Source organism: Methylocaldum gracile (genome assembly GCF_053646815.1).
The window spans coordinates 4326796-4339527 of the sequence record NZ_CM132196.1 but is presented as its reverse complement, the minus strand read 5'-3'; the positions used below and the strand labels follow the sequence as shown (position 1 = coordinate 4339527).

The following is a 12732-nucleotide window of genomic DNA, read 5'->3' as shown; positions in this document are numbered from 1 at the left end:
GGGCCGGCCGGATCGCGCCTCACGCGGGCCCGGCGCCTCAACGGACAACCACGACGTCGCCGTTCATCAGCAGAATGTTCTGCTCCAGGTCCTCGCCGGCGGCCACGGCATCGTAATCGAACGGCAGGGGCGTGGTCTGATCGCCCCGTTGGCGGAGGATGGTGATGTCGTCGCGGTCGGCGAACGGGTTGAGCCCGCCGGCGAGCGCCAGGGCGTGCATCACGGTGACCCGGCCGGGGGTGACGAACTCGCCGGGTTTATTGACCTTGCCGACCACATAAATCTTCTGGCTGGTGGTGATCACCGACACCGAGACGACCGGGTCGGCGAGGTACTCGCTCAAGCGTTCGGTGACGGTGGCGCGGACGTCCTCGACGGTGAGGCCGCCGGCCGCGAGGTCGCCGACCAGGGGGAAGGAGAGGCCGCCGTCGGCGCGGACCAGGACCTGTTTGGTGAGGCCCTCCTCGCGCCACACCGAAATCTCCAGCACGTCTCCGGGGACAATGCGATAGTCCCTGTGGCTTTCTATCAGGGGCGGCGAATTTTCGCCATTTCCGAGTGCGCCGGTAGCGAATGCCAAGAGTGCTGCAAATTTGAGCAATTGGAGATACATAGGAGCTGTGACGCAGAGAAATACGAAAATGAAGGAACAGCGGGCAATACTCGCCCGACGATTCAGACGATGGGTCCGTCTTAGAAGCTGTCTTCAAACTACTGCGCGCCGCCATGCTTTCGTTGCTCAAGGGCTTAAAATCCGCATGTACTCCTCTGTACACTCCGGTTTTGACTCGCCCCATCCCTGGGGCTCGCCCTGCGGGCCAGCCTAACGGCTGTTCCCTCCGCGGGTCCCGCCGCTTCGGGTCGCCCTTTCGCGCTTTGCCCTGACGTCGCTCGTGACGTTTGAAGACAGCTTCTTGTCGCCTATCCAGCATTACGCTAACAGACGATTGTTACAGTTCCGTTCCAACGACGGAACACCGTTTCACAAAGCTGACATGAAGCCATGCTGTCATATTCGGCTTAGACGGTGGGCTGTCGGTGTTGCTTATGTACCACCTAGCCTACCTGATTTTTCTGCAATGCTGTCTCTATCGAGCTAGGGAGCGTTTATGAAATTGAGTCTGGTTCGGCCCGTTCCGGCCTGGGTGGTGGTGGCCTGGGTGTTGACCGCGTGCGGCGGGGCGGAGGAGCGCAAGGCCGCGCACCTGGCGCGCGGCCTCCAGTATGTCGAGGCGCAGAATCTGGACAAGGCCAAGGTCGAGTTCAAGAACGTCCTGCAGATCGACCCCAAGGCCGCGAGCCCCTATTTCTACCTGGGCCGGATCGAAGAGGACCAGAAGCACTGGCGCGAGGCGTTCGCCCTCTATCAGAAGGCGGTCGAACTCGACCCGACCCACCGCGACGCCCAGCTCAAACTGGCGAAGTTCTACCTGTTGGCGAAGGACGCCGCGAAAGCCCAGGAACTCCTGGGGCCGGTGGCCGAGGAACGGCCCTCGGACCTCGAAGTGCGGATGCTGAAGGCGGCGATCGCGAACCTCCAGGGGGACAGCGCGTCGATGCGGGCGCAACTGGAGGCGATCGTGGCGGAGCAGCCGGCCCGGCCCGACCCCTATCTGGTGCTGGCCCTCCATTGGGCCCAGCAAGGACAGCCGGCCGAAGCGATCGGGGTGCTCGAAACCGGGCTCAAGATCCAGCCGAACCAGCCGGCGCTGCTGATGGCGCTGGCGAGGCTGCACCAGCAACAGGGCCAGGCGGAGGCGGCGGAAGAGACCCTCAAGGCCCTGATCGCGGCCCAACCCGACCGCCTCGAACACCGGGGGCTGCTGACCGAACTTTACCTCAAGCAGCGTCGCTTCGACGCCGCGGAAGCAACGCTCCGCACCGCCCAGAAGGATTTCCCCGAGGACCCGAGAGCACCGCTGTGGCTCGCCGAGTTTTTCGTGAAGCGCGGCGACGGGGCGCGGGCGGTCAGCGAACTGACCGCGGTCATCGCGGCCCGCCCGACGCTCACCGCCCTGCGTTTCGGGCTCGCCCAGGTGCACCAACAGCTCGGCGAGGCCGATCAGGCGGAAAGCGTCTACCGCGCCCTGATCGCCGACCACGAAAACCAGCCGGACGGCTTCAAGGCCATGACGCAGCTGGCGGAGCTTTTGGCGAAGCGCGGGCGGAGCGACGAGGCGCGGGACCTGGTGAAACAGGTGCTGGCGGAAAACCCCAAAGACCATCCGGCGCTATCGCTTGAAGGCCGGCTGGCGCTGGCGCGGCGGGAGGCCCAGGACGCCATCGTCGCGTTCCGGGCCTTGTTGAAAGATCAGCCGGAGTCGACCGAGGTGCTGACCCGGCTGGCCCAGGCCTATCTCCTGGACGGCAAGCCCGCCCTGGCCCAGGAACAGCTGGACAAGGCGGTGGCCGTGAATCCTGCGGACTACCGGCTGAGGAAACTGCTGGTCGAATTCCTGGTCGGGCAGAAAAACCCCAGCCTGGCCCTCGACAAGCTCAACGAATTCCTCAAGCAACAGCCGAAGCACCTCGACGGGCTCAACCTCAAGGCGGACCTGCTGGTGGCGAGCCAGCAGACGGACGCCCTGGAGCCGCTCCTCAAGGAGATCAAGGACCGCTTCCCCGATAAAGCCGTCGGGCCGTTCCGCCTGGGCCAACTCTACCAAAGCCGGAAACAGCCCGAGGCGGCGCTGGCGGAATACGAAACGGCGCTTTCCCGCGCCCAAAACGACTACGAGCCCTTGAAGGCCATCGTCGGGCTCCACCTCGCCGCGCAGCAGCCGGAGAAGGCGCTGGCGCGGATCCGGAAAGCCCTGAAGGACGATCCGAAGCACCCGACCGCCCACCAGTTACTGGGGCTCTACCATCTGGCGCGGAACCAGGAGACGGAGGCCATCCAAGCCTTTGAGCGGGCGATCGAGATCCATCCCCAATGGCGGCTGCCGTACCACAACCTTGCCGCGGTCCATGAGCAGAAAAAGGACCTGAAGGGCGCGGCGGCGGCCTACCGGCGGGCGCTGGCGGCGGCGCCCGAGGACCGCGCGGCGCGGATGGGACTGGCCAGGGTCCTGGAGCGCAGCAAGGACTGGGCGGGGGCCATGGCGGAATATGAGGCGATCCTGGCCCGCAACCCGAATGACGCGCTGGCGCGCAACAACCTGGCCGCCCTGCTCAGCCTGGATGCGGCCGACCGGGACAAACTCCAGCGGGCGCTGGCGTTGGCCCAGCGGTTCGAGACGGCGACCGAGCCTGCGTTCCTCGACACGCTCGGCTGGATTTACCGGCAGTTGGGCGAGTTGACGACGGCGCGGGGGCTGTTGGAAAAGGCCGTGGCGCAGGCGCCCGAGGTACCCATTTTCCAGTATCACCTCGGCATGGTGTACCTCCAGGCGGGCGATAAGGCCCAGGCCAAGGAGCGCCTGGAAAAGGCCGTTAGGACCGAAGGCGACTACATCGGTCGCGAGGACGCCCAACGCGCGTTGAGCCAGTTTTCCGGCGATTCGTCCACCTAAGCGGATGCGCGGGACGGGAAGACTTTCAGGGAACGATCCGTACGTTGCTCAGGCCGGCGAAGCCGTCCGCTTGGGCAAGCGCTCCGGACCATGAGCCTCGGACTGCGCGGGGGCGTCGCTCTCGGGCGCAATTGCGAAGAGATCCCATTTGAATTTCGTGGCAAAGGAGCGATTGTCTTGTTCGCTCCAGCGAACGATGTGGCCGCAGCTGTTCGGGGCGCGCGGCGTGCCTGGTGCCGTGCGGTCGGGATCGTCGGTCATCGCGAGATAGACCTCGCAGGATAGAGGATGGACGGAACGCCATTGCGGACGGTCCATCGCGGTCGCTCCGACTATATCTGCCGCCAGACGAGTATTCACTAGAACATCGGCCTGGTTCTTGAATACCGCAGATCGAGCTGCGGCAGCGGTTCGAAAGGAAGAATCGCCCAAGTCCAGAGCCAGCCAGTCGCCGGTCCCATCCTCGTTGAACCGTGCCGCGTACAAGGTTCCCTCGTCCAGCATGTCGCCGTTGGCGGTTCGCCGGTGGAACCGAGCCTTGGTGACGAATTTGTAGATGTACTCGTCCGGGTCGTCATCGCTCATGTACCAGACCAGCGGATGACCCTCCTTCACCGGTGCCAGCCAGGCGCCGGTATGGGCGAGCCGTCCCATGGCGGTACGTTTCTTGGGCGTGCTTTCAGGATCGAAAGGGTCGATCTCCAAAATCCAGCCCTGACAGTTTGGTTCGTTGCGATAATCTTCCGTGGCGTCGGCGCCTCTTGCCGAAGCATCGAAGCGGACGTGCTCGCCGGTGCCGCTGTCGTCCTCGCTCCACTCACGGCGGACGCCGCCGGTATTAATGCCATAACGCGCATGTTCTCGCGGACGACCGGTTCGGTTGATAAAGTATATGGCCCAGTTTCTTTCGCAGACCAGATAGGTTCGCCAAGGCGTGAAACTATAGGCGCAATTGACGAAGACTCCGCGGGTTTTGGTTCCGTCCGGGCTGTACTCGGTTTTTAGCAAGCCGGAACCTCGCGCCGGACCCGCAATGTCCACCGGCGTGCTGTCGGTGATCCGTCGATTGTATTTGCCGGGTATTACGCTCCATTCACCCGCGCCGTCTTTTTTGATTTCCATGATAGTCACGCCATAAGCGGCGACTTTTTTCGATATCGGGTCGACCGGACGCTTTCCGCCGATAATCGTGCAGGGATGCAGCAGCCGCTGGCTAAGATATCGGCGGTTAGCGCAAAGAAGGCCATGAGAGGTCAAGGTGGCGCGGGCCATCGGAAAAAGATACATCCCGTAATGCTCGGAGCCGATTTGCTGCTCCGGTTCGTCGCCGGGAGCGGGTTTGGCGTTGATTGCGTAATGGCTGCCTGCTAGCGGTGGACTCCAGAGAATGAGCTGCTTTTCAGCGTGTTCGGCCGATGCTGTGGCGGTAGCGGTTCGCATTACCGGTGTCGCATTGAATACCGACGGATTGATGCGAAGGGACGGCTGTTCTCCGGGTTTTGACGCTGGGATTGCCAAGAGCGCGTTGAATGTGCCTGATTGCTCCAAAAGGCCGGACGAGAGGGCACGCGCCGTGCCACCTCTTAAAACCACGCTCTGAATCGGGCGCTTTGCCGAAATCGATCGGAAGGTGGGATTACCGGATCGGTAATTTGATGGCTTACCGCCGGCGCTTTCCCGCTGAATGTGAGATTGTCGGTCGCTCATCATTACACTGCTCGTAGCTTTAGCCCAACCAGATGCTTGAGAGCGTGACGATAGGCGAGCACTGTTACATATCGTTGACGATTAATTTACGGTGTCATTACTAAATGATGACAAGCCGTTGGATTGGTAGAGTCCATGGAGAGAAATGGGACGCGCAATAGCGCACCCGGCAAGGTGACAAATCGGCAGGGCGAGGCGCAACGCGACGAGCGGGCAGGCCAGGGACGGGCTGCCCCGGACTCGCGAGCGAAGCGGGACAGCGTAGCGTGGCGAGGTCGATTTACTCGCCTCTTCCTTGAGGCTCGTCCTCCGGGTCGTGCTTCGCACGTTCCGGTTTGCTCCCGGCAAATTGGTGCACGGCTTGGCCGCCCATAGGGGCGAACCACAGAGATGTGGTGAGTGAGAAACAGGGATGTTTTTCATCCGCATTTCGAGCCCTTGAGCAAAGCCGGTATGGCGACGCGCGGCAGTTTGAAGACAGCTTCCAGATCAGCAGCTACGATTTTTTTTGGTTTGAGTATTTAACGAATGGCTTTTGAATTCGGTTTGATTTTATTGTTGATTTTCTTGAATGGCATATTCGCGATGTCGGAAATGGCCATTGTGTCCGCCCGCAGGGTGCGCTTGCAGCAGTTGGCGGAGGGCGGGAGCGGCGGGGCGGCCAAGGCCCTGGAACTGGCCGAGCAACCGACCCGGTTCCTGTCGACCATCCAGGTCGGCATCACCTCCATCGGCATTCTGAGCGGCGCCTTGGGCGAGGACGCCATTGCCGAGCCGCTGTTACCCTACCTTGAGCAAATTCCACAACTCGCGCCTTATGCGGAGGAACTGGCGCTGGCGGTCACCGTGGTCGTCATCACCTATCTCTCGCTGATCGTCGGAGAACTGGTGCCGAAACGCCTCGCCCTCAATTTCCCCGAGCGCATCGCCGCGTGGATTGCCAGGCCCATGCACGGACTGTCCCTGGTGTTGCTGCCCGCCGTGAAGCTGCTCAGCCTCTCCACGGAACTGGTGTTGTGGCTGCTGCGGATCAAGCCGAAAAAGGAGCCCACGGTCACCGAGGAAGAAATCAAGATCTTGCTGGAGCAGGGTACCGAGGAAGGGGTGTTCGAGGAAGCCGAACATCAATTCATGGAAAACATCCTCCGCCTGGGTGACCGCAAGGTGGGTGCCATCATGACCCCGCGCAAGGACATCGTCTGTCTCGATCTCCAGAAGCCCTTCGAGGAAAACCGCAGGCGCATCCTGGAACACACCCACTGGGTTTTGCCCTTGTGCAACGACGGTCTGGACAACATCGTCGGCTTCGTGAAAACCAAGGACCTGTTGGATCGTGTGCTTCAGGGGGATCGGCCGGACTTGCGCGCCATCGCGGTCAACGAGCTGTTCGTGCCGGATTCCCTGACACTCATGGAATTGCTGGAAGAGTTCAGGAAATCCCATCTCCACACGGCGCTGGTGGTGGATGAATACGGCGAAATCGATGGACTGGTGGCCCTTGGCGATGTTTTAGAGGCTATCGTCGGCGATTTGCCCGCCGGGGGCCGGGCGGACCGGCCGGACATCGTCCGCCGGGACGACGGTTCCTGGCTGATCGACGGCATGGTGGACATCGACCGTCTGAAGGAACTGTTCGATCTGGACGAATTGCCGGAGGAACGCGACGGACGCTTCAACACCGTAGGCGGTTTCGTCATGCTGCGACTTGGCCGGGTGCCCAAGGCCACCGACTGTTTCGAATTCGAGGACTTGCGGCTCGAAGTCGTCGACATGGACGGCAACCGGGTGGACAAGATACTGGTCTCGCAACTGCATGAACCCAGATCCCTATCCGCACATCAACCCTGAGCGTGTGTTCGTGAAGTGCTGCGCGGCCGCCAGACTTTGGCATACTCACTCGGCCCTCGTCCAGAACGCCGACAAAAACAGCCCATGCACTTCACCATCAAGGTCTTGATATCCGCCCTCCTGATCGCGGCCATTTCCGAGACGGCGAAACGGAGTAGTCTAGTTGCCGCCCTCATTGCTTCCCTGCCCGTCACGTCGATCCTGGCCCTCATCTGGCTCTATGTCGACACCGGGGATACCGAGCTGATAACCGAGCTTTCGCGGCAAATCGTCTGGCTGGTGCTGCCTTCGCTGGCCTTCTTCTGGATCTTGCCTCTGCTGCTGGAATGCGCGCTGAATTTCTGGCTCGCACTGGGTCTTGCGGCGATAACGACCAGCGTGTGTTATGGCTTGGCGTTATTGCTGCGGAGCCTTTTTCAATAGGCGTGGTTTATGAGCTGAAAGGCCAGGCCGCGATTTTTGTCCATATTGGCGAGACGATCGAGCTCAATCCTTCGCCGAACGGTTCATCCTAACTTACGATACAGCGTACTCGGCCCAGTACCCTTGCCGGAACGTTCTTACGTTGCTCATTGCTTGACGGCAATTTACCCCGAGCGCATCCTTTAGGAAGTCTGGCTGCGATTCACGCCTTTCGGCACGATACGGATGACGATTCATGGAGAGGTGCGAACGTGCGATACAAACGAATGCTCGTCTTTCTGGCTATGGTCGTTCTAACCGGATGCGCTGTCAGTCCGAAACAGCATCCGGAAGCCCTGCCCGCCTACCGGTTCTCCGAGAAGCTTTTCGAGCAGGGTCCGTATGGACGAAACGCCATCGTGTGTATGCCGGCCACCGTCGTAGGTCACCTTGTCGGCATCGGGGCAGCCGTTGCCGTTCTTCCGCTTTATCTGGTGGGCGGCCCCATCGATTATTTCATCGCCCCGAAACCTCCTTCGGAACACCCCCCGCCGATAGCATCAGCGCTCAGCAATGCCTCCTGGTTCTTCGGCACTTTCGCCGGATTGATCGCAGGGACCCCTTTCTTGCCTCTTTCGTATCTCGCCGACCCGAATCAGTGTAAACGGATCATCCTGTATTGAAGGTTTAGGGTTTCGTCTTCCACTGCGACGAAGGCGCAAGTTCCTCATGCCCGCCGCCCCGGTGAAATCTTCTTTCAGCCGGTGGTTGTTGAGTTGTTTCAAGCCCGAAGACACACTGGACTTTTCGCGCTTGAAACCAAAAAGATGGGCTATCGAACGGCGGGTACTCTAACCGTAATTTCGAGACCTGGAAAATCACGCTCTATCGTCGTTTGGGATAACTTGCCCCGCATCGCGGCAACGAGGTTCGCACGGCCATCGAAGCCCGTGGAGCCATTCTCAAGGCACTGCCGCCCCATAGTCCGGATCTCAATCCTATCGAGCAGGCCTTTTCAAAACTGGGAAAATACCAGGGCTGCGTTGAGTTTCTTGGATAAGTCACGAAATAGTCACGTTGACGGTCGTGAAAGACCATCAAGGTTTGGCTAAGTGATTGATTTAATTGGCGCCCCGGATACGATTCGAACGTACGACCTTCCCCTTAGGAGGGGGACGCTCTATCCTACTGAGCTACCGGGGCGGAGCGGATTGATTTTGCCGTAAAGGCTTTTAGATCAGGCGGATAGCTTTAAAAAAGCGGCTATAGTGTACCTCTAAGACCCGCCCGAAGGCCAGTAAATTCATATTTTGCCGCGTGATTTCGACTGCATTCTCCCGCAAAGGCGAGGGGGAATACCCTTGAGCGTCCGGTCAATCGTTGGGATCGTCGCAGGCTTCCCGCAAGGCGTCCAACGCCGTAACCAGGGCAGTGAACGGAATCAGGGAGACTTCCGTAGATTCGTTGAGTTCCCGTCCGAATCGGCGCAGTTTCGCCAGGCGTTGTTGGAGACGCGGTCCGGTGAAAAATGCGGCCGGATCGCGTAATCCGGCGCGCAGCATGGCAAGGCTGAAGCGAACCGAGCCGGACTTCAGCCGTTCCAGTAATGCAGTTTGTACCCGGCGTTCCCAGCGGTTGCGGGGTTTTACGTCATCGAGCCGGGGAATCAGCCGTCTTAAGTCCAGATAGTCGGCGACCGCATCGTTCAGTTCGGCTACCTTTGAAAGCGGCTCGCCCGTGCGGGCGGTCAAGTCGACCAAGGCCGGAAAGTTGTGCAGCCGTTCCATGAGCGCCATGAGACGGGCTTCTTCTACAGTGAAGCCCAAAGCTTCCGAATCCGAGATACGCTGCTCGTAATCCGGGAGCTCGCTCGTTGCGAGACTTTCCGCCAGATAAGCTAGATGCTGTGCCAGGTCCGTGCGCCACAGGGCTACCGATTCGGGACTCGGATGCAGCGCTTTGCCTTTTTGCAGCGCCCAGAGGCAGAACGAGTTCAGAAGGCTTTCCAAACGCAGCAAAAGCTCGAGCTGCCGAGCGGCTGCGATTCGATCGTCCAGAGCGCAGATCTTGTAGCGCAACGTACGTCCGTCGAGTACACGGTCGAACAGGAGATAAGCCCTGACGGCTTGATTGAGGAGAGAGGGCTCGAGTTCGTCGACCCAAACCAGAAAGCCCGCGCCGGCCTGGTTGATGAGCGTGTTGCAGATCACCGTGGCGGTGATTTCCATGGCGAGCGAATGTTCGTCGAGCGCTTCGGCGAAACGCTCCCGTACTGCGGCCGGAAAATAGCCGGCCAGGCAATCCCCGGCCCAGGATGCCGACAGAAACTCGGGGTTATCGAAGAAAGCCCGCTTCAAGGCTAGTTTGGCGTAAGCCATCAATACCGCGAGTTCCGGTCGGGTCAAGGCTTGTTGGGAGCGTGCCGCGATGTCCTTGCGGGACGGAAACGACTCCACCGCCGGGTCGAGCAGTCCAGCGTTGATCAGGCGCGCGGCGGCTTCGAGGAACGGTTCCGCATCCTGTAGGCAGCGTTGGTGGTCCAGCGAGAGACAGAGACTTTGCCAATAATTGTTGGCCAGGACCGAACGGCAAACATCGTCCTTGACTTCCGCCAGCCATCGGTCGCGTTCCTCCCGGTCGGCGATCAGTCCTTTGTGTTGCAGAAGATTCATGAGGATCTTGAGATTGACCTCGTGATCGGACAGATCTACTCCGCCCGAGTTATTGATCGCGTCGGTATCGATGCGCCCTCCGCTCAGAGCGTATTCGACACGGGCGAGTTGGGTGAAGCCGAGGTTGGCCCCTTCGCCGACGACTTTCGCCTTGATCTGGTTGGCGTCGACGCGGGTGCTGTCGTTGACTTTGTCGCCGACGTCCTCGTTGGTCTCGGTGCTCGCTTTGACGTAGGTTCCGATGCCGCCGAGCCAGAGCAGATCGACCGGAGCAGTCAGCATTAGCCGGATCAGTTCTTCGCCGTCGACCGTGACGTGGTGCACCCCGAGCCACTCGCGGATGTCCGGAGAAAGTGGAATGTCCTTCGCATCGCGCCGGAACACGCCGCCGCCGGGCGAGATCAAGCCGCGGTCGTAATCGTCCCAGCTGGAGTAGGGAAGATCGAACAGGCGCTTTCGCTCTCGATAGGACTGCGCCGGGTCGGGACTCGGATCGAGGAAGATATGGTTGGCGCTAAAGGCGGCGCGCAGGCAAATCTTGTCGGACAGCAGCATGCCGTTGCCGAACACGTCGCCGTCCATGCTGCCGATGCCGATCACCGTAAACGGTCGGGTGTCGATATCCTGGCCCAATTCGCGGAAGTGCCGTTTCACGCACTCCCAGGCGCCGCGGGCGGTAATGCCGAGCTTCTTGTGGTGATAACCATGCGAGCCGCCGCTGGCGAAGGCGTCTCCGAGCCAGAATCCGTACTCCGATGCGATGATATTGGCGCGATCCGACAGCCGCGCCGTCCCCTTGTCCGCGGCGACCACGAGATAGGGATCGGCATCGTCGTGGGGCACGACCTCGGAGGGGGCCGTCACGACGGTGCCTTGTAGATTGTCGGTCAAGTCCAAGAGCCCGCGAATCAGTGTGGAATACGCTTCCTGGACCAGCCGCTCGCGATCGGCCGGATCCCGCGCCGTCTGCTTGACGATGAATCCGCCCTTGGCCCCGTGCGGAACGATCAAGGAATTCTTGATCATCTGAGTTTGCATCAGATCGAGAATCTCGCTGCGGAAGTCGTCCGGCCGATCCGACCATCGGATGCCGCCGCGAGCCACTTTGGCCCCGCGCAGGTGTATGCCTTCCATCAGCGCCGAATGGACGTAGATTTCGAACAACGGCCTCGGCGCCGGCATGTTGATGATCCCGAGGCTGCTGATTTTGAAGGCGACGAAATGGTCCGGCTGATCCATCCTCCGGTAGAAGTTGGTCCGCAGCGTGGCGTCGATGAGGTTGAACAGATCGCGGAGGATGCGGTCCTCGTTCGAATCTTCCACCTCGTTCAGCGACGAGCCCAGTTCCATGCGGATCGGCAACATGGCTTCGTCCTCGCGCCGGGCGAGATCGATCCAGCGCCTGTCGGGCTTGAAGCGGCTCTCGAAATAGTGAAAAAGCAGCAGGGCCGTTTTGGGATTGTTGAGCAGCGCCTGATGAAAGCGGAAACGGCCGAAACGGCTGCCGAGCTGAAAATAGTAGTTTCGGTAAGCGCGGAAGACGTCGATTTCCTTCCACGAAAGCCCCGTCAGCAGCAGCAAACCGTTGAGGGCATCGTTGTCCGCCCGTGCCGTCAGCAGTGCCATGAAGGCCTCCAGCAACGGCTCTTTGACGGGTATCAGGGAATCGAAACCGTCCGCGGCGGGCTTGACCGAGAAGCTGCGGATATAGATGCGCTGCGATCCGATCTCGCCCCTGAACTGAACCTGATCGACCACCCGTAAGTTCAGGTCCTGGAGGATCGGAATGATCTCGTCCAGGCTCCGCTCGCGCAGCCCGTAAAGCTGAAGGCGATGGAACGGATCGCCGAGTTGCCGGTCGGGTTCCCACAGGTCGACGGCTTCCCGGCCGGTTCGGATGACTTGTTCTACCTTGAATGCGTCACGAGTCGCCAGCTGTGGAGGAACGAGCGCGCGGTATTCGGCGGAGAAAGCCTGCTCATAAGGAAACGAGGGGGCGGTTTGATGGAATTCCCGAGCGGCCTGGTCGAGAAAAATTCTGAAGCTGCGTTCCCAGGGCATAGTCTTTTTCTCCTGCCGAATCGGAATGCCGATGTGTATTCTCGGCTGGGATGGTTAGAGTTTCGCCGCATCCGAGTTCGGCCGATTGATGAGGTCTAGGCCAGCCTCTTGTACATTTCCAACACGTTGCCGTTGTCCGCCTTACGGTAGCTGACCCAATCCATAAATGTCCGCATAAAGAAAATGCCCCGGCCGCGTTCGTTCAAGGCATCGAGATTAGGAGGCGGTACGGCATTCAAATCGAAACCCTGACCATGGTCGTATACATAAATCCGGAGATCCTTGTCTCTTATGCGCATGCACACCCTAACGGTCTCGTTCGCGTCGCCCGGTGCCGCATGCTGAATGGCGTTGACCATCGCCTCGGTCAAAACCAGGTTGAGATGATAGGCAAGCGCATCGCGGTCGCCGGTGTAGACATCCAAAGTCTTGGCCACCTGTTCGGCGATATTGCCGATTAAACTCAAATACCGAGTTTGGTTCGGGACCACAATTTCGACGTTGATAATGTCGGTTTCGCCGCCCATCGA

At 60.3% G+C, this 12732-nt stretch carries 8 protein-coding genes, 1 tRNA gene and 1 pseudogene; 5 read left to right on the top strand and 5 right to left on the bottom strand.

Annotated elements, in window-relative coordinates; genetic code table 11:
• Positions 1 to 37: 37 nt before the first annotated feature.
• Positions 38 to 613: a polysaccharide biosynthesis/export family protein gene (locus ACWJJK_RS19260; RefSeq protein WP_156881756.1), complete on the bottom strand. Its 576-nt coding sequence runs from the start codon at positions 611 to 613 to the stop codon at positions 38 to 40.
• A gap of 496 nt (positions 614 to 1109) precedes the next feature.
• On the opposite strand from ACWJJK_RS19260, the gene ACWJJK_RS19255 reads away from it, so the two are divergent.
• A complete protein-coding gene (locus ACWJJK_RS19255; RefSeq protein WP_454128386.1) occupies positions 1110 to 3512 on the top strand; it encodes a tetratricopeptide repeat protein in 2403 nt (800 codons plus the stop codon).
• A gap of 48 nt (positions 3513 to 3560) precedes the next feature.
• On the opposite strand, the gene ACWJJK_RS19250 is transcribed toward ACWJJK_RS19255, so the two are convergent.
• Positions 3561 to 5105 (bottom strand): PhoX family protein, encoded by a 1545-nt coding sequence (locus tag ACWJJK_RS19250; protein ID WP_454128385.1) that lies wholly within the window; start codon positions 5103 to 5105, stop codon positions 3561 to 3563.
• 642 nt (positions 5106 to 5747) lie between these two features.
• Between ACWJJK_RS19250 and ACWJJK_RS19245 the strand changes: the two genes are divergently transcribed.
• The 4 genes and pseudogenes from ACWJJK_RS19245 to ACWJJK_RS19230 all read left to right on the top strand — a co-directional run.
• Positions 5748 to 7067, top strand: coding sequence for a hemolysin family protein (locus ACWJJK_RS19245; RefSeq protein ID WP_156882029.1), 1320 nt, complete (start codon positions 5748 to 5750; stop codon positions 7065 to 7067).
• 84 nt (positions 7068 to 7151) lie between these two features.
• Entirely contained in the window at positions 7152 to 7490 is a 339-nt protein-coding gene (locus ACWJJK_RS19240; RefSeq protein WP_156882028.1) for a DUF3147 family protein, read from the top strand.
• 251 nt (positions 7491 to 7741) lie between these two features.
• Positions 7742 to 8152, top strand: coding sequence for a hypothetical protein (locus tag ACWJJK_RS19235; protein ID WP_156882027.1), 411 nt, complete (start codon positions 7742 to 7744; stop codon positions 8150 to 8152).
• Positions 8153 to 8394: 242 nt separating this feature from the next.
• Positions 8395 to 8493, top strand: a pseudogene (locus tag ACWJJK_RS19230) (IS630 family transposase); the annotation flags it as partial.
• Between the two features lie 102 nt (positions 8494 to 8595).
• On the opposite strand, the gene ACWJJK_RS19225 reads toward ACWJJK_RS19230, so the two are convergent.
• The 3 genes from ACWJJK_RS19225 to ACWJJK_RS19215 form a co-directional block, all read right to left on the bottom strand.
• Positions 8596 to 8672: transfer RNA gene (locus tag ACWJJK_RS19225), tRNA-Arg, on the bottom strand.
• Between the two features lie 170 nt (positions 8673 to 8842).
• Complete coding sequence (locus ACWJJK_RS19220) at positions 8843 to 12202, bottom strand: NAD-glutamate dehydrogenase domain-containing protein (protein WP_156879739.1); 3360 nt, start codon at positions 12200 to 12202, stop codon at positions 8843 to 8845.
• A gap of 95 nt (positions 12203 to 12297) precedes the next feature.
• Positions 12298 to 12729 (bottom strand): ATP-binding protein, encoded by a 432-nt coding sequence (locus tag ACWJJK_RS19215; RefSeq protein ID WP_077731445.1) that lies wholly within the window; start codon positions 12727 to 12729, stop codon positions 12298 to 12300.
• Positions 12730 to 12732 lie beyond the last annotated feature (3 nt).